19 protein-coding genes are annotated in these 23,716 nt (G+C 63.6%); 14 read left to right on the top strand and 5 right to left on the bottom strand.

The genetic code is table 11. The features are described 5' to 3' along the window. Positions 1-79 precede the first annotated feature (79 nt). From GRI97_RS16895 to GRI97_RS16935, 9 genes are all read left to right on the top strand, one after another. Entirely contained in the window at positions 80-1,237 is a 1,158-nt protein-coding gene (locus GRI97_RS16895) for an MFS transporter (protein ID WP_161392393.1), read from the top strand. A 124-nt stretch (positions 1,238-1,361) separates the two neighbouring features. Beyond that, positions 1,362-2,261, top strand: coding sequence for a LysR substrate-binding domain-containing protein (locus GRI97_RS16900; RefSeq protein WP_235917921.1), 900 nt, complete (start codon positions 1,362-1,364; stop codon positions 2,259-2,261). Between the two features lie 83 nt (positions 2,262-2,344). After that, positions 2,345-3,220: an SDR family NAD(P)-dependent oxidoreductase gene (locus tag GRI97_RS16905; RefSeq protein ID WP_161392395.1), complete on the top strand. Its 876-nt coding sequence runs from the start codon at positions 2,345-2,347 to the stop codon at positions 3,218-3,220. A 52-nt stretch (positions 3,221-3,272) separates the two neighbouring features. Beyond that, the gene (locus GRI97_RS16910) at positions 3,273-3,923 is read left to right on the top strand and encodes a TetR family transcriptional regulator (protein WP_161392396.1); all 651 of its coding nucleotides are present in this window, start codon (positions 3,273-3,275) and stop codon (positions 3,921-3,923) included. Further along, on the top strand, positions 3,916-5,574 hold the full coding sequence (locus tag GRI97_RS16915; RefSeq protein WP_161392397.1) for an MFS transporter: 1,659 nt from the start codon (positions 3,916-3,918) through the stop codon (positions 5,572-5,574). Before GRI97_RS16910 ends, GRI97_RS16915 begins: the two co-directional genes overlap by 8 nt. After that, complete coding sequence (locus GRI97_RS16920) at positions 5,571-6,674, top strand: HlyD family secretion protein (RefSeq protein ID WP_161392398.1); 1,104 nt, start codon at positions 5,571-5,573, stop codon at positions 6,672-6,674. Before GRI97_RS16915 ends, GRI97_RS16920 begins: the two co-directional genes overlap by 4 nt. Next, on the top strand, positions 6,674-8,041 hold the full coding sequence (locus tag GRI97_RS16925) for an efflux transporter outer membrane subunit (protein WP_161392399.1): 1,368 nt from the start codon (positions 6,674-6,676) through the stop codon (positions 8,039-8,041). Before GRI97_RS16920 ends, GRI97_RS16925 begins: the two co-directional genes overlap by 1 nt. Positions 8,042-8,096: 55 nt before the next feature. After that, a complete protein-coding gene (locus GRI97_RS16930; protein ID WP_161392400.1) occupies positions 8,097-8,348 on the top strand; it encodes an AbrB/MazE/SpoVT family DNA-binding domain-containing protein in 252 nt (83 codons plus the stop codon). Beyond that, a complete protein-coding gene (locus GRI97_RS16935) occupies positions 8,345-8,740 on the top strand; it encodes a type II toxin-antitoxin system VapC family toxin (protein ID WP_161392401.1) in 396 nt (131 codons plus the stop codon). Before GRI97_RS16930 ends, GRI97_RS16935 begins: the two co-directional genes overlap by 4 nt. 83 nt (positions 8,741-8,823) lie before the next feature. On the opposite strand, the gene GRI97_RS16940 is transcribed toward GRI97_RS16935, so the two are convergent. Continuing rightward, positions 8,824-10,302, bottom strand: a complete 1,479-nt coding sequence (locus GRI97_RS16940) for an FAD-dependent oxidoreductase (protein WP_161392402.1) — start codon at positions 10,300-10,302, stop codon at positions 8,824-8,826. 282 nt (positions 10,303-10,584) lie between these two features. On the opposite strand from GRI97_RS16940, the gene GRI97_RS16945 reads away from it, so the two are divergent. The 5 genes from GRI97_RS16945 (at position 10,585) to GRI97_RS16965 (ending at position 17,801) form a co-directional block, all read left to right on the top strand. Next, positions 10,585-13,518: a TonB-dependent receptor domain-containing protein gene (locus GRI97_RS16945; RefSeq protein WP_161392403.1), complete on the top strand. Its 2,934-nt coding sequence runs from the start codon at positions 10,585-10,587 to the stop codon at positions 13,516-13,518. Positions 13,519-13,596: 78 nt separating this feature from the next. Further along, positions 13,597-15,255: a dihydroxy-acid dehydratase gene (locus GRI97_RS16950; protein WP_161392404.1), complete on the top strand. Its 1,659-nt coding sequence runs from the start codon at positions 13,597-13,599 to the stop codon at positions 15,253-15,255. A 124-nt stretch (positions 15,256-15,379) separates the two neighbouring features. Then, a complete protein-coding gene (locus GRI97_RS16955) occupies positions 15,380-16,063 on the top strand; it encodes a MarR family winged helix-turn-helix transcriptional regulator (RefSeq protein ID WP_161392405.1) in 684 nt (227 codons plus the stop codon). Positions 16,064-16,065: 2 nt separating this feature from the next. Beyond that, positions 16,066-17,355, top strand: coding sequence for an aconitase X (locus GRI97_RS16960; protein ID WP_202392827.1), 1,290 nt, complete (start codon positions 16,066-16,068; stop codon positions 17,353-17,355). Continuing rightward, positions 17,355-17,801: an aconitase X swivel domain-containing protein gene (locus tag GRI97_RS16965; RefSeq protein ID WP_161392406.1), complete on the top strand. Its 447-nt coding sequence runs from the start codon at positions 17,355-17,357 to the stop codon at positions 17,799-17,801. Before GRI97_RS16960 ends, GRI97_RS16965 begins: the two co-directional genes overlap by 1 nt. A 45-nt stretch (positions 17,802-17,846) precedes the next feature. Here the strand turns inward: GRI97_RS16965 and GRI97_RS16970 are convergent, their stop codons facing one another. The 4 genes from GRI97_RS16970 to GRI97_RS16985 all read right to left on the bottom strand — a co-directional run bounded on the left by GRI97_RS16970 (position 17,847) and on the right by GRI97_RS16985 (position 23,648). Continuing rightward, positions 17,847-18,743 (bottom strand): glycerophosphodiester phosphodiesterase, encoded by an 897-nt coding sequence (locus GRI97_RS16970; protein WP_161392407.1) that lies wholly within the window; start codon positions 18,741-18,743, stop codon positions 17,847-17,849. A gap of 14 nt (positions 18,744-18,757) precedes the next feature. Beyond that, the gene (locus GRI97_RS16975) at positions 18,758-21,880 is read right to left on the bottom strand and encodes a TonB-dependent receptor (protein ID WP_161392408.1); all 3,123 of its coding nucleotides are present in this window, start codon (positions 21,878-21,880) and stop codon (positions 18,758-18,760) included. A gap of 114 nt (positions 21,881-21,994) precedes the next feature. Then, positions 21,995-23,059, bottom strand: a complete 1,065-nt coding sequence (locus GRI97_RS16980; protein ID WP_161392409.1) for a FecR family protein — start codon at positions 23,057-23,059, stop codon at positions 21,995-21,997. After that, on the bottom strand, positions 23,037-23,648 hold the full coding sequence (locus GRI97_RS16985; RefSeq protein ID WP_161392410.1) for an RNA polymerase sigma factor: 612 nt from the start codon (positions 23,646-23,648) through the stop codon (positions 23,037-23,039). Before GRI97_RS16985 ends, GRI97_RS16980 begins: the two co-directional genes overlap by 23 nt. Positions 23,649-23,716 lie beyond the last annotated feature (68 nt).

Below are 23,716 nucleotides of genomic sequence, written 5' to 3' on the forward strand. Positions count from 1 at the left end.
AGATAAATATCTCTACGTAGAGATATATTGAAATGCGTGCCCGTGACAAGGCGCGGCGGCATTTCTGCGGAGTATCCTCATGACCAGACCATCCAGCCGGCTGCTGCTTCCGGCACTGATCCTGCTCGTCGGCGTAAATCTGCGCCCGGCGCTTGCCGCCATCAGCCCGCTACTTGACCAGATCCAGCATGACACGGCACTGGGCGATACGGGGGCGAGCCTGCTGACCACGCTGCCGGTAATGCTGATGGGGATCTGCCTGCTCGGCACGGTGCAGTTGAAATCCCTGTTCGGAAACCGGGGCGGAGTGGCGCTGGGGCTGGCGGCGATCGCCATCGCCTGCCTCGCCCGCTGGCAATGGCCGGCCATCGCCTCCCTGCTGGTCACGGCAGTCATCGGCGGCGTGGGCATTGCCATCGTGCAGGCGCTGATGCCGGCCATCATCCGCCAGCGCGCCGGTATGCGCGCGGCCGGAATGATGGGGCTCTATTCCACCGCAATCATGGGCGGGGCTGCCATCGCCAGCTTTGCCGCGCCGCGCATCTCCCCCGATCATGGCTGGCCGGCGGCGGTCGGCATCTGGGGCGTGCCGGCGCTGATTGCCCTGGCTGTCTGGTGGCTGGCTGTTCCCAAATCGGCGGAACCCGGCAGCCCGGCCCCCTCACAGGCAGTCTGGCGGCAGGGCAGGGCGTGGCTGCTGGTTCTGCTCTTCGGCCTGGGCACGGGTGCCTATACGCTCGTGCTTGCCTGGCTGCCGCCCTTCTACACCCAGCTTGGCTGGTCGGCACCCGCCGCCGGCGGGCTGCTCGCGGGCGTCACGCTGGCAGAGGTGGCATCCGGCACTGCCGTGTCCTTGTGCGTGGACCGGTTTGCCGATCGCCGGCCGCTGCTGCTCTCGGCCATCGCTGCGCTGCTCGCCGGGCTGGCCGGGCTCATCACGGCGCCGCTCATGCTTGCGTGGCCGGCGGCGCTGCTGATCGGGCTCGGGATCGGGGCGCTGTTTCCCCTCTCCCTGATCGTCGCCATGGATCATGGGGACAGCCCGGCGCAGGCCGGGGCCATCGTCGGCTTCGTGCAGGGCGGGGGCTATATGATCGCATCGCTGCTGCCGCTCGCCGCCGGCATCCTGCGCCAGAACCTGTCCGATCTGCGCCCGGCCTGGTGGCTGATGGCGGGGCTGTCGCTGGTGCTCGCCCTGATCGCTGCCCGGCTGCGGCCGGGCCGGCATCTGGCGTAAAATCACCCCTTAGCTCCGCTGCAGACGGGCATGGAGCGATATCCAGGCAGGTAAAATTCCCTGTTGAATGGGAATTCGCTTTATGGGGCGCTCCTGCACCCTCTTGTCCGGAGTAGCCACGCCCTTGGCCGATTATGATGTGCCCCGCCTGGATCTGCGTCTGTTGCGGCAGTTCGTCGCCGTGGCGGAGGAACTGCATTTCACCCGTGCGGCGCAGCGGCTGGCCATGGCGCAGCCTTCGTTGACGGCGGCGGTGCAGCGGCTGGAACAGGATGTCGGGGCCGTGCTGGTCGAACGCGGCCGCAAGACCATGCGGCTGACGCCCGCCGGGGCGGTGCTGCTGGATCAGTCACGGCAATTGCTCAAGGCAGCGGATGATGCCTTGGCTCTGACGCGGGATGCGGCAGCGGGCCGGCATGGGCAGGTGCGGCTCGGCTATGTCGGAAGCGCCATGTACGGCCGCCTGCCGGGGCAATTGCGCGCGTTTCGCCGGGCCTTTCCCGATGTGCGGATTGATCTGCAGGAAATGACCACCATTGCGCAGGTCGCTGCCCTGCGGTCGGGCGCGCTGGATCTGGCGATCGTCATTCCCCCGCTGGCGGATACAGCCGCGCTGCACACCCTGCCGTTCGATGAAGACCGGCTGTCGCTGGCCCTGCCAATGGGTCACCGACTGGCCAGGGCAGCAAAGGTGACGGTTGCGGATCTGGCTGACGAACCCTTCCTGAGCTGGCCACGCGCGCAGGGGCCGGGGTTTCATGATCAGGTGATGCAGCTGTGCCGTCAGGCCGGCTTTGCGCCGCAGGTCGAACAGGAAGCGCACGGCATGCATGCGGTGCTCTCCCTTGTGGCGGCGGCGGCGGGGGTGGCCATCGTGCCCGCCAGCATGGCCCAGGTCCGCGCGGCGGAAATCGCCTATCATCCGATCACCGATGATGCCGCGCGTTTCGAACTGCTGCTGTGCCGCCCGGGCGCGGAACTTGCGCCCGCTACTCGCCGTCTGGAGGAAGCCTTGCAACGATAGGTCCTGCCTATCACTGCCTCGGGCGATCGATATTGGACCGGGCCCCGGTCGAACGCCACCTGCCACGCAGGCAGGAGATACAGATGATCGATTTTTCCGGGCGCGTGGCGCTGGTAACCGGGGCCGGGCGCGGGATTGGTCTGGCCTATGCAAGGGGGCTCGCCGCGCGCGGCGCCACCGTCATCTTGCAGGATCGCGGCGCCGCTGTCGACGGAACGGGCGATGATCCCGCTGTGGCACAGGCTGCAGCGGCAGAGATCGTCGCGGCAGGCGGTCGGGCCGTGGCAGAGTCTGGACCCATCGCCACGCGCGCGCAGTGCCATGATCGCATTGCCGCCGTGCTGCGCGATCACGGGCGGTTGGACGTGCTGATCCACAACGCCGGCTGGGTTGGCTATCAGACCATAGAGCAGCTGGAATTCGGGTTCCACCAGCGCATGATCGGGTTGGGGATCGACACGCCGCTGTGGCTGGCGCAGGCGGCCTGGCCGGCCATGTGTCAGGCCGGTTTCGGTCGCATCCTGTTCACCACCTCCGATCGGGCGATCTATCCGCAATATGCCCAGCTGGGGCTGGCATCCTATGCGGCGGCCAAGATGGGGACGATCGGCATCGCCAATATCCTCGCCGCCGAAGGCGCGGCCCATGGCATCACCGTCAATGCCATCGCCCCGGTGGCCAAGACCCGGATGTGGGGCGTGGAGGATGAACCGGACGAACTGAAGCCCGATGATGTGGCGGCGGGCGCGCTCTATCTGGTTTCCCCCGAATGCAAGCTTAGCGGCTGGGTACTGCGCGCGGCCAATGGCCAGTTCATTGCCACCCGCGCGCAGGAGGCGGATGGCGTGTCCTATCCGCGCGATCTCGCCGCTGCCGAACTGCACACACCGGAAGACATGGCGCGGGAATGGGAACGCGTATTCGTCACTGCGCCGGAACGCCGGGCTTCGCTCGTCTGAAGGAAATTTCGGATCCCTTGAATTTTATTAAATCATGATTTAATAATGCGGCATGTCAGCGCAGGCTCCCGTTCGTCGATCCCGGCCCCGTGGCAGGCCTGCGCGCGATCGGTCGGTCTGTTCGCGGGAATTGGGCGATGCGGCGATTACGCTGTTTGCCGCCAAGGGCTATGATGCGACTACTTTGAAGGATATTGCGGAGGTCGCCGCCGTCGATCCTTCGCTGATTTCCTACCAGTTCGGGTCCAAGCTGGATCTCTGGAAAGCCGTCATCGTCGATGTCGGGGACCAGCTGCGTGCCAAGTTCGCCGAAATTCGCCGGGCCACGCAGGGGGACGATGTCGAACCGGCGATGCGCCGCACGCTGGCCGATATCGTCCACTTCATGCTCGAACACCCAAGGATCGCGCATTTCATGGCCCGCGATACCTATCGTGACAACGAACGCGCCGATTGGGTCGAGGAAAAACTGGCCGGTCTGCTGTTCGATTATCTGCGCCCCGCGCTTGATCAATTGCGGGCGGCGGGGCGGTTGCGGCCCGGCACGCCCGATATGCTGCTGCTGCATTTCAACTACAGCCTGTCCTTCAGCATCATCCGCCGCGAACGGCTGGTCCGCGCTGCCCCCGAACTGGCCGATGATGCCGTTTTCGCGGCCGAGCTGACGACCATGCTGGTGGGATCGATCCTGCGCGATGACTGACCCGGCGGCCTCCGGATCGGGCAGGCCGGATGGGCCGGGTGGGCATGATCGGGCCGACTATGTCTTCAAACCGCATGAACGCCCCTTCATGCCGGGCTCTCCCGCTCAGCCGGATCACCCGGCCGGGCGCAAGATCGGCTATTTCCTCATCGGGCTCTATCTGGCGCTGATCGGCGGCCTGCAGAACGGCCTGCTGCTCGCCAGCCTCACGGTGATGCAGGGCAATCTGGCGCTGACCCCGGTGGAAGGCGGCTGGGTGACGGTCGCCTTCAACATGACCAATGCCTGCATGGCAATGCTGCTGTTCAAGGCGCGGCAGGAATTCGGCATCGAACGCTTCGTGCAGGTGGCAATGTGTGCGCTGCTGCTGGCCAATTTCGTCCAGCTGTTCGATGCCGGCTATCAGTTCGAACTCGTCTCTCGCGGCATTGCCGGGCTGGCCGCCAGCTGTCTTTCGACCATGGCCATGTTCTATCTGATGCAGGGCATGCCCGCCAAATCGAAACTGGTCGGCATGCTGCTGGGTGTCGGGCTGGGGCAGGTGGGTGTGCCGCTGGCGCGCGCCATTGCTCCGTTGCTGCTGTCCAATGGCGATATCACCCATCTGTTCCAGCTGCAGTTCGGCCTTTCGCTGGTGGCCGTTGGTCTGGTCAACATCCTTCATCTACCGCCGGCGGAAACCGTGCGCTCGTTCGAAAAACTCGATCTGGTCACCTTCCCGCTGCTCGCCTCCGGCGTGGGGCTCGCCTGCGCCTTCATGGTGCAGGGGCGCATCCAGTGGTGGGACAAGCCATGGCTCGGTTATGCGCTGGCGGCATCGGTGCTGCTGATCGGGCTGGCCTTCCTGATCGAACACAACCGCGCCAATCCCATGCTCCACACCCGCTGGATGAAGAGCCGCAACATCATCGCCTTTGCCCTGGCCGGGGTGATGGTCCGCGTCCTGCTGTCCGAACAGGGATTCGGCGCGGCCGGACTGCTCACGACGGTCGGCATGACCAATGATCAGCTGGTCGGCTATTACACGGTGCTCACGCTGGCGACCCTGCTCGGCATCGGCGTCTCGATCGCCCGGCTCGATCCCAAGGATCTGGTCCGGCCGCTGCTGGTGGTGTTCGGCATCATCGCCATCGCCGCCTTCATGGATACCCATGCCGGGGTGCTGACCCGGCCGGTCAATCTCTACTGGACGCAGGCGGCGATGGCCTTTGCCGCCGTCTACATCATGGCGCCGCTCTTCATGGAAGGGATCTTGCGCGCCTTGGCCCGGGGGCCGGATTACATCATCAGCTTCGTCGCCGTGTTCAGCCTGTCGCAGACGATCGGCGGGCTGGCCGGGGTGGCCGCGCTTTCCGCCTTCCACACCGTGCGGACCAAGGCGCATCTGATGGCCATGGGGCAGGGGCTGACCCTGTCCGATCCGACCGTCGCCCGCGCGGCGGGCCAGGCGGGCCCCACGCAATTGCTGCAGCAGGCCAATCAGCAGGCCGCGATCCTGGCGTATAACGATGTGTTTTTCCTGATCGGCTGCCTGGCTGCGGCCGTCTTCGCGATCACTTTCATTCGGTGGGTCTATCTGAAGATCAACGGCATCAACCCTCTGGCAGAGGAAATGGCCGCGCTTCAGAAAATGATGAGCAAGAAACAATGAGCACAGACAAACAGGACAATGATCCCGCCCTTTCCGACGTGGAGCCGCAACAGGGCGGCTGGGCACCCCGGCGATCGCGGCGGGGGATCATCGCCTTCGCGCTGGTGATCATCGCCGGCGTGCTGGCCATCCTCTACGCCTGGGATCTGCCGCCCTTCCGCACCGGCAACATCACCACCGACAATGCCTATGTTCGTGGGCGGACAACCGTGATCAGCCCGCAGGTGACCGGCTATGTCACGGCCGTCAATGTGCAGGATTTCCAGGCGGTGAAGCAGGGCGTTCCGCTGGTGACGATCGATGATCGCATCTACCGCGCCCGGGTCGAACAGGGCGTGGCCGGCATCGCCGCGCAGACCGCCACGCTGGACAATGCGCTGCAGAACCAGCGCTCGGGCGAAGCGCAGGTTCGGCTGCAGGATGCGGCGGTGGCGAGTGCCCGTGCGCAGGCAGCGCGCGCTCGCGCGGACCTGACGCGCGTGAATGAGCTGGTCGGCGAAGGCTCGGTATCCGAACGTGAACGCGATCAGGCGCTCGCCACGCTACGCCAGGCAGAAGCCGCCGTCGCCCAGGCGCAGGCCCAGCGCGCCATCGCCCAGGAACAGCTTCGCTCCGTCGGTGTGGGCCGCGGCGGCCTGCGCGCTCAGGTGGAAAGCGCCACCGCCGCCCGCGATCTCGCCCGCGTCGATCTGGACAACACCATCATCCGCGCGCCCCGTGATGGTCGTCTGAGCGAAGTCTCCGTGCGGGTCGGCCAGATGGTCTCCCCCGGCACGCAGCTGATGTATCTTGTGCCGGAAGAACATTGGGTTGTGGCCAATTTCAAGGAAGCACAGACCGCCGCCATCCAGGTCGGCCAGCCCGCCACGCTGCGCGTCGATGCCTTCGGCGGGGCAGAGCTGACCGGCAAGGTCGAAAGCATCGCCCCGGCCGCCGGCAGCGAATTCAGCGTGGTCCGGCCGGACACCGGCGCGGGCAATTTCGTCAAGGTTCCCCAACGGATAGCGGTGCGGATCCGGATCGATCCGGGGCAGGCGGGCTCCGCCCGGCTCGGCCCTGGCATGTCGGTCATCGCCACCGTGCATACGCAGGCCCGGTGATGTCACGCCCGCTCGTCATCGCTGCCGCTCTGGCCGCTCTGCTGGCCGGCTGCGCCCCGCAAATCCCCGACCGTCCGGCGGCGGCATCGGTGGCAGCGCCCTCCAACTGGCGTACATCCTTCGCCGGCGATCCGGCGGTGGAAGGGAACTGGTGGTCCGGCTTCGGCGACCCGCAACTCGCCACGCTGGTGGACCAGGCGCGCACCCACAACAGCGACGTGGCCATTGCCATCGCCCGCGTGGAGGAAGCCCGCGCGCAGGAACGCACATCGCGCGCCGTGCTGGTGCCCGCCGTCAATCTGACGGCCCCGGCAAGCTATGGCCGCTCGCTGACTGCGCTCGGCACCGCAGTGGAGGCAACCGTGGCGCAGCCGCAGTTCCAGGCCAGCTATGAGATTGATCTGTTTGGCCGAAATCGCGCGCAAATCGATGCGGCGGCGGCCAATGTGCTGGCCAGCGATGCGGCGCGGCAGACCACATTGCTGGCGGTCAGCTCCGCCACGGCCAGCGGTTATGTCACATTGCTGGCGCTGGACGAGCGGCTCGATCTGCTGCGCCAGACCCTGACGTCACGCGAAGAGGCATTGCGTATTGCCCGCAGCCGCGCGGCGGCCGGCTATACTTCGCAGCTGGAATTGCGGCAGGCGGAGGCGGAGTATCACGCCACGCAGCAGCAGATTCCGGTCGTGGAAACCGCCATCGCCCGGCAGGAAAATGCCCTGTCGCTGCTGATCGGCGACACGCCCGCCGCCATTGCCCGGGGCGTGCGTTTTGCGGCGCTGCACCGGCCCGCCGTGCCCGCTGCCCTGCCATCGGAACTGACCCGCCGCCGCCCGGATATCGTGCAGGCCGAATATGCGCTAGCCGCCTCCGACGCGCGATTGCGCGCCGCCCAGCGGCAGTTCCTGCCCCAGGTCCAGCTGAGCGCCGCCATTGGGGAGGTGATGGGATCATCGCTGCGCGACAATGTCGATGTCTGGTCGATCGGCGGATCAATATTGGCGCCGATCTTCGCCGGCGGCCGCCTGCGCGGGCAGTTCGATGCCGCCACCGCCCAGCGCGATCAGGCCGCCTTCACCTATCAGCGCGCCGTGCTTTCCGCCTTCCGCGAGGTGGAAGATCAACTGGCCATCATAGCCCGGCTGGACGACCAGGAGCGCGCTCTCGTCGCCCAGCGCGTGGCGGTGGCAGACAGCCTGCGCCACGCCACCAACCGCTATCGAGCCGGTTATTCCCCCTATCTCGAACAGGTCGATGCTCAGCGAGTGCTGCTGTCGGTCGATATCGCCCTGATCCAGCTGCGAACCGACCGGCTGACAGCCGCGATTGCGTTGTATCAGGCGCTAGGTGGATCGCCATCGACATGACGTTCAAGGTAATGTAAAAAGACATTACTGTTGTTGGTGAACGGAGTATGGCGTGATGGCATCGCTGGCGGTGACGATGAAGGGGCAGATTACGCTGAAGCGGGATTTGCTGCAGCATCTGGGCATCAAGCCGGGGGAGCGGATCGAGTTCGACAAGCTGCCCGGTGGTGAGTTGCGCGTAAAAGCGGCGCGCCCCACCGGAACCATCGACAATTTCATCGGGCGCCATGCGGGCAAGGTCAAAAAGCCGCTGACGATCGAAGAGATGAATGCAATCGCCGCCGCTGGCTGGGCTGGCGAGGAATGAAGATCACCGTCGACACCAATGTGCTGGTGCGGGCGGTGTTGCAGGATAATCCGGAACAGGGGCGTGCAGCTACCGAGCTGTTGCAGAACGCTTCGCTGATCGCGGTATCGCTGCCTTGCCTGTGTGAACTGGTATGGGTGTTGCGCCGGGGTGCGAAGCTGCCAACGGGTGATATTGCGGCCTCGATCCGGGATTTGCTCGATGCGGGCAATGTCGTGATGAACCGTCCTGCGGTGGAAGCCGGGCTCGCCGTTTTGGAAGCGGGCGGCGATTTTGCAGATGGTATCATGGCCTATGAAGGCAGTTGGTTGGGCGGCGAGACTTTCGTGTCTTTCGACAAGCAGGCCGTTTCCATCCTGACGGAACAGGGACAGTTGGCGCAATTGCTTTGAGCGTTGCGGTTCTTCGTCCAGACCCGGAACCCGATGATGCGCCAGCCCCGTGAAGGGGTGGGGCCGGCGCATCGTTCCATCGATCAGACGGCGGCTTCGCTCGCTGGCTGACTTGCCGGAATATCCTTGTCATCGGACAGGAAGGTTCCCTGGCTGCGCAGCAGATTGCGCAGTTCGGTGATGTCGACCTGGCGCGGCGCGATGCCGCGATTGGCGGCGATGGCGGCGGCGGCGCCGGCCGCCTGGCCGGTCAACCAGCACTGCGGGATTTCGCGCATGAAGCCGTGGGTATTGGCATCGCAGGAGATATGCCGTCCGGCCGCCAGCAATCCGTCCAGCTGACGCGGAACAAGGCTGCCATAGGGTACTGAGACGACCGGATATTTGGGGCTGACCGAGGGGCTGATCCCCACCTCATCGGCAACGGGCACGCCATTGCCCCAATCCTTGCGCTCGATCCGCGCCGTGCCTGCCAGCCTTCGCGTGTGGCGCACGCCCAGTTGCGGAGCGCTCTGCAGCATATAGGCGTTTTCGAAACCGGGGGCATTGCGGCGGAAGAAATCGCAATGCGCGGCCATGTGCCGGTGCGAACGGATTTCCACTTCGGTCATGTCGTCGACATTCAGGGCAGACAGGCCGGATTGGCGCGGGCCCATGAACACGCCGATATCGTTGCGCCAGGTGACATAGGGGGTCTGGAAGAAATTCAGCTGTTCGCGACCCAAGGCGGTGAACTGGTTGAATTCATCCGGGCTGCCGCCACGGAATTCCAGCCAGCGTTCCATGTCAATCCCGCCTATCAGGAAGCTGGTGTTCATCGAATGGTGAACGTCGCCTTCCTCGATATCGTCTTCATATTCGCCGCCCGCGCGGGAGAACATGTCCCCATCGCCAGTCGTATCGACCACCACATCGGCCAGGATCGCCTGTCGGCCGCCCTTGGATTCGAAGATCGCCCCACCAACCTTGCCTTCGCGCATCAGCGGGCGCGCGGCCCAGGCGTGGAATACGATCCGCACGCCGGCTTCCAGCAGCATTTCCTGGGCCAGCAGCTTCATCCGTTCCGGATCCAGCGTGGGCGCCCAGGATACGATCCCGTGGAAGGCGGAGGTGCGCAGCCGCCAATAGGCTGCCTTGGCATCATCCTTCAGCCCCCATTCCGAACGGGGCGGCCCAGCCACGCCTTCAGGCGGCATGCGGTCGATGAATTCGCGGGCGAAGCCCTGGATGACATGGCGGCCTTCCCAATCGGTCATGCGATCGATCCAGATCACCAGCCCACCGGTCGAAAGCCCGCCCAGGTGGTTGTAGCGTTCGAGCAGCACGACATCGGCCCCGGTCTGCGCGGCGGACCAGGCGGCGGCACAGCCGGCCGGGCCGCCGCCGATCACCACCACGTCAGCCTTGTGATAGACGGGGATGCTGCGTGCTTCTTCCTCGACTGCGCCGGTGCCATTGGCGGGGCCCAGCGCGCGGGCGTTCGCTTCGAACACATCGGATGCCAGGAACCGGTCTTCGGTCTGGCGCACTTCCCGCACGCGGCCGCCTTCGTTTTCGCTCATTCCCTATCTCTCCCTTCATACGCTGCTGCTCCGCCAACCAAGTGGGATAAAGCGGCGTAATTCTATGTAATCAGCGTGTTATTCGTTCGGTTGGTCTTCCCTGGCTGCCCCTGATCGACTCTCTTTATCTGTTAAGTGACGGAATAATAACAGATATCATGAATGACTTACCGGGTGCCTGCGGCAGTTTCTTGATACATAATTGAGTAGCAATCTATCAAAAAATGCAATAGCCCATGATTCGAGACCGGCGGAACAGCCGGCTGATCATGGGAGAAATCGATGCCACGCTTGAATGGCGGCTGGGCAACCAGCCTTGTGACTCTTTCCGCATGTCTTTTGGCAACGCCGGTGCTGGCACAGGATGCCGAGCCCGCAGAAGAGCTGGCTACTGATACGCCGGCTCCAGAAGCTCAGGCAGCAAACACCCCGATCGTTGTGACCGGTTCGCGCATCGCCAGCGGTTTCAACGCGCCCACCCCGGTGCAGGTCGTGGGCGCCGAACGGCTGCAGCAACGCGGGGCATCGAATATCGGCGAAGCGCTGAATGAAATCCCGGCATTCCGTTCCACGGAAACCCCGGCATCGTCCGGTCTGTCCCCGGCGGCGGGCTATGTCGGGGGGCGCATTCTCGATCTGCGCGGGCTGGGTTCGGTCCGCACGCTGACGCTGGTTGATGGCAAACGCTTCGTGCCTTCGACCACCCAGGCGACGGTCGATACCAACATGCTACCATCGATCCTGTTGTCGCGCGCCGAAGTGGTGACCGGCGGTGCCTCCGCCGTCTATGGTTCGGATGCGGTCTCCGGCGTGGTCAACCTGATCCTCGATCGTAAGCTGACCGGCTATCGCTTCAATGCCCAGGTGGGCAGCAGCGAGTATGGCGACAATGAAGTCTGGCAGTTCGGCGGTGCGGGCGGATGGCAGATCGGCAGCACCGCCAATCTGGTCGTCGGCGGCGAATATGAAAGCAACAGCGGCGTGGATCGCTGCGTCGATCGCGACTGGTGCCGCTATGGCATGATCAACCTCAGCCGCAATCCGGGCGTCACCGATCTGCCGACCAATAATATCCTGGCCGGGGTCTATCCGTGGAGCGCGGATTACGAAGGCGTTACCACGCCGCCGGCATCCGCCTATACCGGCAATCGTGTACCCACCCTGCGGCCGATCGATGGCATCACCTTTTCCCGCGATGGCACTCCGCGCCGCTATCAGTTCGGATCGCTGGTCAATTCGCTCTATTCCTTCGGCGGCGAAACCGATGGAGCGGGCGAGAATATCTATTTCGATTTCCCCATCGTTTCGCCGACCAAGCGCTGGAACGCCGCTGCGCTGCTGACCTGGGACGTAACCCCGGCGCTGACTGTGTCGCTGACGGCCAATTACGGCCATGGCGAAGGGCGGCATCGCGCCGTCGGTTATCGCAACACCGCGCTGGTGATCCAGCAGGACAATCCCTTCATCCCGCGTTCGAGCGATCCCACGCTCGATATCCCGACACTCCTCGCCCAAAGCGGCGCCACCAGCTTCACGTTGGGCAAGGGTTTTGCCGACATCGGCCCGGCCGATCTGATCAGCAAGAACGACGTTTATCGGGGCGTGCTGGGTCTGGAATATGATCTGGGCAATGGCTGGCGGGCGGATGCTTATTACCAGTTCGGTCGCAATGAATTCCGCCGCGATCTGGTGGGGGGCGTTGTCACCAGCCGTATCCTGAAGGCGGTCGATGCCGTCGCGCTGGGTGACGGAACGCCGGTGTGCCGCGTCAATGCCGATGCCAGCACCACTAATGACGATCCCAATTGCGTGCCGATCAATCCCTTCGGCTTTGCACAGGGCTCCACCTTCGCGGCCGCAGCCGATTATGTCCGCGACAATGGCTATCAGACCAATGTCACCACCCAGCATGTGGCAGCGGCCAATATCACCGGCTCGGTGGTGGAACTGCCCGCCGGTGCGCTGAAAATTGCCGCCGGTGTCGAATATCGCAATGATTCCGTGAAGGGCGATGCCGATGAACTGACTCGCACCGGTCAATTCTTCTCTGGCGGTGGTTCGATCATTTCGGGCCGGATCGAAGTGATCGAAGGCTATGGTGAAACGGAAATACCGCTGCTGGCGGACACGAGTTTTGCCGAGGAACTGAGCGTGAGCGCCGCCATTCGCCGCACGCAATACAGCCGGTCGAGCGATCTCCATCCGTCATCATCGCTGGGGGTAACCACCTGGAAAGTTGGCGGCATCTGGGCGCCGTTTGACGCACTGCGTTTCCGCGTAACCCGTTCGCGCGATATCCGCGCCCCCAATATCTCCGAACTTTTCGGTCCGAACACGCGGGCGCAGGGCATTCTGAACGATCCGCAGCGGGGCGGCGTGCAGACCGTGGTGCCCATTACCTTGGGCTCGAACGCCGGGCTGGTGCCGGAAAAGGCCGATACCTTCACCGTCGGCATGGTCCTGCAGCCAACGGGTGGCTTCTTCGGCCGGTTCCGTGCCTCGGTCGATTATTACGATATCAGCATCAAGGATGCGATCAGCACTCTGGGGCAGCAGAACATCGTGTCGCGCTGCTTCGATGGCGATCCGCTCAGCTGTTCGCTCATCACGCGCGATGGTGATGGGGTGATCACCAATGTTGTCGACACCTTCCAGAATGTGAACGAACTGATCGCGCGCGGTATCGATTTCGAGCTGTCCTATCGCCAGCCGCTCGGCGACGACAATGCGCTGAACCTGCGGGTCTTCGCCAGCCATATGCGCGATCTGATCACGGTCGATGCGGTTGGCCCGACCCAGCGTGCAGGGCAGACCGGTCTGCGCGGTGGTACCCCGCCGGGCATCCCCGACTGGACGATTGATGCCAATGCCACGCTCGATATCGGTAGCGATTTCAGCTTCAACACCCATGTCCGCTGGATCAACAAGGGCTTCTACAACGCCGCCTTCGTCGGTGCGGAACAACCCGGCTATGATATCAAGTCGGTCACCAGCTCCAGCACCAATGCCATGCCCAGCCGCACCTATTTCGACGTGCTGGCCACCTATCGCATTCCGATCGGCCCGACCGATCAGCGTGCGGCGCTCTATGTGGGCATCGACAATATGTTCAACGTCAGCCCACCGAATTTCCCGGGCGCCAATGGCAGCGGCAACAATGTGCTGTTCAACCCGGTCGGTCGCTTCTTCAAGATGGGCGTCCGCGTGAATTACTGATGTTACCCCCGGCGGCCCCGCTGTTCTCCCTGATGGCGGGGCCGCCTCTATTCTCTCAGCTTGCAGAAGGCCGCTTGCATGACACTCCGCAGTATCGCCGCCAATTCCCCCGTCCGCCGTTCCCACTGGCAGGCCCTGGGCCTGACGGAGGAAGATCTGCTCAAGCCGAAGATCGCGGTGGTCAATTCCTCTTCCGAACTGGCGGTCTGCTATGCCCATCTCGATGGCGTGGCCAAGGTGGTGAAGGAGGCGATCCGCGCGGCGGGCGGCGTGCCGTTTGAGGTTCGCACCACGGCGCCGTCCGATTTCATCACCGGCGCGGCCCGGCGCGGCAGCTACATCCTTGCCGGCCGGGATCTGATCCCCAATGATATCGAGGCGCAGGTCGAAGCCGCGCTGCTGGATGGCATGGTCTGCCTGACCAGTTGCGACAAGACCCCGCCGGGCCATCTGATGGCGGCGATGCGGCTCAATATCCCCACCTTGCTGGTGATCGGCGGCTATCAGCCGGCGGGCGAGATCGACGGCGATCCGGTGGATATCGAAGATCTGTTTTCCGGCGGCGTGGAAGAAAGTTTCGGCATTTTCGGCAAACATCGGGTCGACGATATCGTGCCGCAGGCGGTGCGCGGGCCGGGGGTGTGCCAGGGCATGGCGACGGCCAACACCATGCATTGCGTGGTAGAGGCGCTGGGCATGTGCGTGGCCGGATCGGCCCCGGTGCGCGCCAACAGCGACAAGATGTTCGCCGATGCCCGGGCAGCCGGCGCACGCATCGTGGAGATGGTGCTGCAGGATCTGAAGCCGCGCGACATCATGACCGCTGGCGCATTCCACAATGCCGCCGCCATGGTGCAGGGGGTTTCCGGATCGATCAATGCGATCAAGCATCTGCAGGCGACCGCCGTCGAAGGCGATCTGGATATCGATGTCTATGCGCTGTGGAATGAAGTCGGCGCCAAGGTGCCGGTGCTGTCCGCCGTGCGTCCCAATGGCGCGGTGCGGATCGAACAATTCGAAGATGCCGGCGGCGCCCGCGCGGTGCTCAAACAGCTGGAAGGGCTGCTCGATTGCGATGTCACCGTCGCCAGCGGGCGGACCATGCGTGAAGATCTGGCCGATGCAGCCTTGGTCGATGCTTCGATCATCCGGCCGGTGGCGGATCCGATTTCGCCCGGCCCGGCCATTGCCGTGCTCAAGGGCTCGCTTGCGCCGGAAAGCGCGGTGGTGAAGCTGGGCATCCGTGACGGCTCTCGCCCGGAAGAATTTCGCGGCCCGGCTCGCGTGTTCGACGATACCGAGGCGGTCATGGCTGCGCTCGCTGCGGGTCAGGTGGCCAAGGGTTCGGTGCTGGTCGTGCGGGGGCAGGGGCTGAAGAGCGGCCCGGCCATGGGCGGCGGCGCGTCGCGCGTGCTTTTCGCCGTCAATGCGGCGGGCCTGGCCAAGGATGTCGCCTTCGTTACCGATGGCCAGCTGTCGGGCCTGTGCCTCAAGGGGCTGACCGTGGCCGAGGTCGCGCCGGAAGGCTGCTCCGGCGGGCCGATCGGCAAGGTGCAGGATGGTGACATTATCTCGATCGATGTCGCCGCGCTCAGCATCGAACTGGAAGTTCCGGCGGCAGAACTGGCCAGCCGCGAAGCGTCCATGGGGCTGGATCCGGCCGGTGGTTGGCTGGGCATGTATCGCCGCGATGTAGACAGCATGACCACCGGTGCCGTGCTGATTGATCGCGGCTAATGTCTGAATTTGCACCTCCAATCGGACAGGCGCGATGATGGCCGGAACCGGAACGGCCGCCTCGTCACGCTTGTCAAAGGACGGTTTCTTTGCTGCTTGCGGGGAAACGGGTCAGGACAGGACGATGACACAGGAGAAAAAGGCACGCACGGCACAGGAACGGGGCCCCAAGCCCCCGCGCCGGTCGCCACGCAAGCGGACCCCGGCTGATCTTGGCAGCCTGCTCTATGGCGGGTTCCAGCTGGATGCGTCTGACCGCCATCTGGCGAATTATCACCGCCTGTCGCCGGACAGTCTGGAAGATGACAGCTATTTCCGCGTTACCCGTGCGCTGGTCGTCGCAGCGCGGCGCTGGCGCAAGGTGGCCAATGACCGGATCAAGCCACTGGACCACAGCATGGTGCAGTGGGAAACGCTCTATCTGGTCGCCTATTCCGGTGAGGATCTGACGCAGAGCGAACTGGCCCGCGCCGTTGGCGTGGAAGGCCCAACGATGGTCCGGATTTTGCACCTGCTGGCCGAAGATGGATTGCTGGAACGGCACCAGAGCCGCGATGATCTGCGGGTGACGATCAACCGCATCACCGACAGCGGTCGACGGGTGATTTCCGATATCATGGCGATCACCAATCAGCTGCGCAGCGAAATGCTGGAAAATATCCCGGCCGATGATCTGGCTGTGGCGCAACGGGTGATGACCCAGCTCGTCCGCAATCTGGAAGCGGCCCAGGGCAAGCCGACCCGTGCAGGCAGCAAGCCAAAGGACCAGCGCACAACGCGCCCTGCAAAAAACCATGAGGGAGAATGACCATGGTGAAACTGACCGACGCTGAAAAGGCGATGCTGGACGGGACCGAAGGCGCGGCCGTGCAGAAGGCGATGGATCTACTCGTCCGCTATGCCGATGCGCTGGGGGCGGAAGATTTCGTCTATACCAACAATATCGCCGGCGTGCCCGGATCGTCGCCCAAATGGGTGAAGGAATATTACGCCGCTGATGGAGGTGATTACCGTGCGGTGTTTTCCCGCTTCGATCTCGATTCCGATGAAGTGGTCGACATCCCGCGCATGAATGCCTTCAGCTGCCATCTGCAGGGCGGCATGGATCCGACCCTGTGGCAGGATCAGGGTATGACGGAGGAAGCCTTCGCCAATTTTACTTCCGACGAACAGGAAGTGGCCGGCCATGGCATCCAGGTGCTGAAGACCTGCACCCCCTATCTGGCCGGCAATGTGCCGGTGATGGGCGAACATTGCGCCTGGATGGAATCGAGCGCCGTGGTGTTCAACAATTCGGTGATCGGCGGGCGGACCAATTGCGAAGGGCGGGAATCCACCAGTGCGGCGATGCTGGCCAACCGCATTCCCAACTGGGGTTTCCACCGCGATGAATTCCGCAAGGGGCAGCATCTGGTCGATGTCGATGTACCGGTGGATTCGATCTATGAATGGGGCATGCTCGGCTATTTCACCGGCGACGCCGTGCAGGATGCCATTCCCGTGCTGCGTGGCGATATCCAGCAGCCTTCGCTGATCCGACACAAGCATTTCGGTGCCGCCGCTGCCTCATCCGGCGGGGTGGAAATGTACCATATGCTGGGCATTACGCCGGAAGCGAAGGATCTGGAAACCGCGTTTGGCGGCAAGGTACGCGGCGATCATTACCGCTATGGCGCAGACGAACGGCGCGCGGTCTATGAGCGGCTGAACAGCATCGGTTCCAGCACCGACGTCGATTATGTCATGCTTGGCTGCCCGCATTATTCGATCGAACAGATTGCAGAGGCGGCCCGCCTGCTTGAAGGACGCAAGGTGAGCCCGAACTGCAATCTGTGGATTTTCACCAGCCGGGCGGTGAAAACCACGGCGGAGGCCGGTGGCTACACCGAAATCCTGCGCGCCGCCGGTGCCAAGCTGATGACCGACACCTGTTCGGCGATCAGCCAGGCCGTGCCCCCGGGCACGCGTGTGGCTGCGCTCGATAGCGCGAAACAAGTCCATTATCTGCCGGCGATGCTGGGGATCGAAGGATGGTACGGCACCACGGCGGAATGCATCGATGCCGCCTGTACCGGTAAATGGGATGGGAGACTGCAGTGATGGGCACCGACACGCTGACGAAGCCCGATGTCGTGATCCGTGGCCGCAAGGTCGTGGGTGGCGTTTCCGAAGGCGAAGCCATGGTCACCAGTCAGACGATCTCCGGCTGGGGCGGGGTCAACCCGATGAAGGGGGAGATCATCGAAAGCCACCATGAACTGCGCGGGCAATCCTTTGCCGGCAAGATCCTGGTGTTTCCCGGGGCCAAGGGATCTTCCGGCTGGTCGGGCGTGTTCCACACCACCCGGCTGACCGGCAAAGCGCCGCTGGGCATGTTGTTCAACATCATGACCACGAAGGTCGCGCTGGGCTGCGTAGTTTTGCGCGTGCCGACCATGACCGATTTCGACAGCGATCCGCTGGAACAGATCGAAACCGGGGACTGGGTGCGGATCGACGCCGATGAAGGCGTGGTTTCCATCTGGAAGGGCGGTCGCCGCCCCTGATTGCAGGAAACCCCCGCCGCATCGGGTGGCGGGGGTTCCAAATCCTCAATCGCGCAATCCGGCTTCCTTCAGGAAGGCGATCGCCGGTTCGGGATCATTGGTGAACAGCGCGTCGACACCAAGGTCGACATATTTGCGCCATTCGGCCGCGCTGTCATGCACGCCGGAAAACACCAGCACCCCGGCCTGCTGCAGGGCCTGCACTTCTTCTGCCGTCACCTCATTGTGGCTCAGCACGATGCAGCGGGCATTGTGCTGGCGCAGCAGTGGCAGATAGTCGCGCGTCAGCTTCGGCACGCCGAGCAGGCAGGTGGGAATGCGCGGATTGATCGCATGCAGTGCATCGATCGTGCGGAAATCGAAGGATTGCAGGATGACCCGGTCTTCCAGCCCATGTTCGCGCACTGCGGCCTCGAACAGGGTGGCGAACTGGACCGGATCGATATCCGCATCCTTGGGCACCTTGGTTTCGATGAAGAACCGCGCAGCGCTGCCCTTCGTGGCCTCCAGCACTTCATTCAGTTCGGGAATGCGGGCGCCCGGCGAAGCGACGAAGCCGTCCTTCGCATAGGCAGCCCGCACCCGCGACCCGCATTCGAACTGCCGGACCTCTGCCAAACTCATGTCCCGCACGGGGCCGGCGGTGACGGAAGAACCGGCATCCGGGACGCAGAAATCGGGATTGATCGTGCCATCGTGATAAACGACCAGCCGGTCATCCGCCGTCATCACCATATCGAATTCGAGATATTCGACGCCGAGTTCCACCGCATGGTGAAACGCGGGCAGGGTGTTTTCCGGCCGCGCCATGGCCCCGCCGCGATGGGCGACGATGGCGATCGGGCGGGCGTTTTCGGTTGTGTCCTGCGCCTGGGCCGGCAGTGCCGGTGCCAGGGGCACCAGCACTGCAGCGGCGAGCAGCAGTCTGTTCAGAAATGTCATGGGTTTCATCCTGCTCAGAACTTGACGTTCACGCTGCCGAAGAAATAGCGGCCATAGACGTCATAGACGCCGCCACCGCCCTGGTAATAAACGCGCGGGCGATAGATCGGCTGGATGTCGAACACATTGTTGATGCCGGCACGCAGCGACAGATGTTCGTTCATCGCCCAGCCGACGTTCAGATCGTTGTAGACCTTGGCCGGCAGTTCATTGCCTTCATAGGCTTCGTCCGAAACATTGGTGTAGTTGACTGCGCTGCCCCACAGCCTCGTATTGAAACCGATATCCCAGTCGCCGACATTGTAGCTGGCGAACAGATTGGCCCGCACGCGTGGGTTCTGGTACCCGCCGTGATAGATGATGCGGCTGGTATCGACGCCCGGCAGGGTGGTGGTTTCATACTTCAGCAGATAGGCGGCACGCAGGGCCAGGGTCAGTTGGCCCGCACCCAGGCGGCTGCGATAGTTTGCGCCGATATCGATGCCTTCGCTCTCGGATTCCGACACATTCATGTAGCTGGTGTCGACGCCTTCGGCATAGCCGCGCTCGTCACGCATGACCCGGTCGCAGAACTGATTGTCGATGGAGGGCAGATCCATGCACAGATTGAGCACGTTCTGTTGCGAGATCGCCGCGATCATATTGTCGAGCTTGATGTTCCAGTAATCGATGGTGAGATCGAAACCGGGCAGGAAGCGCGGCTGGAACACGGCGCCGATGGTCAGGCTGTTCGATGTTTCGGGCGTCACATCCGGGCTGCCGCCGGTGATGACATAGCCGGTGCCGATCTCGCTGGGCAGATAGGGGGTGGAAATACCCAGTTCGCGCATCAGCAGCGCGCAATTGGCTTCTCGCGTGGAATTGGCACGATAGGTGGTTTCCAGGCAGGCATCGCGCACGCCGATTTCCTGCACCGCACGGGCGGAATAGCGTTCGCCGAAATTCGGCACCCGCACGCTGCGCGAACGGACGGCGCGCAATGTCATCCCCGGCATGGGGGACCAGGTGCCGCCCAGCTTCCAGGTGTGGGTGGCGTCGAAATCGCTGTAATCGGAATAGCGATAGGCGCCTTCCACCGTCAGCCGATGGGCGAAAGGCAGATCACGCAGCAGCGGCACGACCACTTCGCCATAGGCTTCGGCGACATCGTTCGATGCGCGCAGTTCCGGTTCGTAAGGGGCCCATGCACCCAGGTGGGAAAGCTCCTTCGCCGGCGGGGCGGCGCCATTGTCATCCACATTGTGGATGCTTTCGCGGCGGTATTCGAAACCGACGACGGCCTGGATATCGCCGGCGGGCAGGGCGAACGGGCTGCCGGTGATGTTGGCGCCATAGATCGACTGGGTCTGTTCGCGATGCTTGCGGCGGGTGGCCATCATCCAGGCGCGCTGTTCGGCGGTCAGTTCGGCTTCGCTGAACACATTGAAGGGCACACAGCCGATCGCGCGGGCCTCTGCATCGCGGCAGACCGGGTTGCCGGTTTCCGGATCACTGATCACATCGCGGGCCGCAATCAGGCGCGATGCCATCGGCACATTGTCGGCGTGAATATCATTGGTGCTGCGGCCATATTGCCAGAAGGCTTCCCACTGGAACCCACCGGGGATCTCGCCGGTGAAGCCGGTCCCGATCGTCATGGTCTGGCGATCGCTGTAATCGGTCATCTGGCCGAAGTTTTCGTATGAACGGCTGACCCGGGCGGAGGTCATGTTGTTGTCGATCATCACCTGGCGGAAGGAATCCGGCAGGAAGGGATTGTCGAAATAGGCGGTCGCGCCGCCCGCGCCATTCAACCAGGTGGCCCGGTCATCGTCGCGATAGGGGCGGCGATAGGCATCATATTGCGAACGGCCATAATCGAACCGCAGATTGTAGCTGAGCCAGTCGGCGATATCGTAATCGAACCGGCCGATCACCGAATAGTTTTCGATCGGGGCGATCAGAAAGTCGCTCCAATACTGGCTCTGCGGAAAGCCGCCGTCGCCGCCATCGCGCGATGTGCCGCAGCCGGACAGGCAGCCATTGGCATATTCGCCTACATAGGCAGAACCATCGGGTGCCAGCAGATAGGTCTTGCCGCCCGCGAAGATGGTCGCATTGGGCTGCAGATACATGTTGGTCATGTTGTAGCGGATGGTGCGATCCGGAATTCCATCATCCGGGCCCTTGCTGTCGGCGTTGATCTGATAGCTCAGGTTCGTGTCGCGCGAATAACGCTGGTGGAAATAGATCGGTTCGTTGCGCAGCCAGGTGCCGCCGATGCTGATCGTGCCGCGATCATCATCGAAGCTGGTGCCTGCGGCGAGAGCCACCTGATAGCGGCTGCCACCACCGCGTTCGGTGGTGCCAGTGGTGGCGGAAATTTCCAGCCCGTCGATATTGCGGCGGGTGATGATATTGGCCGCACCGGTCACGGCATCCGCGCCATAGATGGCCGCTGCGCCGCCGGTGACGATTTCGATCCGTTCGATCATCGAGGACGGGATCATGTTGATATCGACGGCAGAAGACGATGCGGCGCTGGACACGCGGCGGCGCCCGTCCACCAGCGTCAAGGACCGGCTGACGCCCATATTGCGCAGTTCGATGGTGGCCATGCCGCCGTCATACTGACCTTCCGGTGCGCTGTTGTACGGGCCGTTGCCGGGACCGACGGCGACATCGCGCAGCACGGTTTCATAGGCGGTGGTGTTGCCGGCATTGCGCGACGTTTCCATGTCCACGATGCCGATCGGCATCGCGCTTTCCAGTTCGGGGCGGGCAATGCGCGAACCGGTGACGGTGATCGTGCCATCGCTGGGTTCGGCGGTGTTGTCGGCCAGCGGGCCGCTGGCGGCCAGGATTGCGGTGTCGCCGTCGAAGGCGCGGACGACCAGCCCGGTGCCGGAAATCAGCTGATCCAGCGCATCGCGGGCTTCCATATTGCCGCGCACGGCATTGGTCATGCGACCTTCGCCGTCGCGCCCGGCCAGGGTCACCTGGATGCCGGCCTGGCGGGCAAACTCACGGATACCGGCGGATGCGGACTGTGCCGGAATGTCGAAACTGCGCTGCTGCGCATAGGCGGCGACGGGCTGGCACAGCGCAGCAGCGACCACTGCCCACGATGCCGTGGAACGGAAGAATGAGGATGGCATTGTAGATGATCCCTGTGTCCAAGATGGTTGTTCGTTTTCGAACTTCTCAAACACATTGACGGTGGTGAATGCTTTTTGGATCAGAATTAAAAATATTAATCTGATTTGACGAAATCATTTCATTTTTATTACTATATTGCCGTTGTCATGCTCGACATATCCGCCGGACACGATCGCGGCCGCCTGGGCAAAATGTTCCGGATCATTCGCCTTGTAATGGCCGATCACCCGGACATCGCCGATCGCGGCATCGCCGATGATGATCTTGGTGCTGTTGACCCGGTTGAAGCGCATGGCCGCCTGGGCGATCGGCACATTGTCGAGCGATATCTGCGCCATGTCCGGTGTGGACAGGCGGCGTGTCGGTTGTGCGGCCGGGCTTGCCGGGTTTTGCGATGCTGTAGGAATGGGGGTGGGCCCGGGGTCGAGCGTGACGGTGCCCCCGGCCTGCAGGCGCACGGCCTGATCGCGTTCATCGCGCGGCCACACCAGCACGCTGCCTTCCAGAACCTTGACCGTGCCGCCGGTCCGGCCGATCCGGCTGACCGAATAGACGGTGCCGGTCGCCTGGGCATAGACATCGCCCGATCGCACCACGAAGGGGCGGGTCTTGTCCTTGGCCACGTCGAAGGTCGCTTTCCCGCTCAGCAGGGTGATGTTGCGAATCCCGTCTGACAGCACGACCTGAATGCGTGCGTCAGGGCTGAGCCTGGCGACCGATCCATCGCGCAGTTGCACGATCTGGATCGCGTCTTCCGTCGGCGCGGCGGGGCCGAACAGGGGCAGGGGAATTCCGGCCGCCATCAGCACCGCCAGCGATGCGGCAATCGCGGCGCCGCCTGCTGCCGTGCGCTTCAGCCATTGGCTGGTCGCGCGCCGCAGCGGGCGGTCCTGCGGTTCGGCTGCAGCGCGCTCGCGCACATCGCCGTCATTGTCGTTGTCGGATGCAGGGCGGGCCGGCTGGGCATGCTGGTCTTCGCCTTGCGTGGCCAGCACGGCCTCTTCCGCCGCGATCAGCCAGGCACGGGCACGCATATAGGCGCCGCGATGGCGCCGGTCGGCGGCCAGCCATTCCTGCAGATCGGCGCGGCCTTCCGGTGTCATGTCACCATGGGCAGCCTCCACCGCCCATGCGGCGGCCTGATCGTCAATGCTGTCAGTGGGGCCGCTGCTTGCCAATCTGTTCCGCCTTCTTGCCGGCATCTGCCCGCTGGCTTTTGCTTCCCGCTGCACCGCTCGCCGGGTGCGCGTCCTGCTCCGCCATCGTTTTCATGACCTTCTGCAGGCCGCGGACGAGATGGTTCTTCACGTCATTCTCGCTCACGCCCAGCCGTTCGGCCGTTTCCTTGCGCGACAGGCCTTCGACCCGCCGCAGTTCGATTACGCTGCGGCAGGTATCGGGCAGGGCGGCCAGCAATTCGCGCACCCGTGCCAGTTCCTGGCTCGCTTCCATCGCCTGATCGATCGATGGTTCATCATCCATGACGTTCGACCATTCAATCTGGGTCATCGAAGTGAAATTAATTATTCCCGCCCGTCGGGTCAGGTCATTGGCCACGGCATGCACGGTCTGGTGGAAGTATCCGGCCGGACTGGCGATGTGATCGACCGACGCCAGCCCGGCGATCCGGCAATAAGCTTCCTGGATCACATCCTCGGCATCCACAACATGCCCCCAGCGGCGTGTCAGCCACCGGCGGATGGCAGCCTCATGCGGCACGATTTCCCGCGCGATCCAGCCGGCAATGATGTCGTACTCATCGTCCATGCGATGCTGTCGCCCGTTTCCGGTGAAATGGCCCGGTGGTGCCGGCAGGCTGTCGAATCAGCCATGCG

The organism is Croceibacterium xixiisoli, from assembly GCF_009827305.1.
GTDB lineage: Bacteria > Pseudomonadota > Alphaproteobacteria > Sphingomonadales > Sphingomonadaceae > Croceibacterium_C > Croceibacterium_C xixiisoli.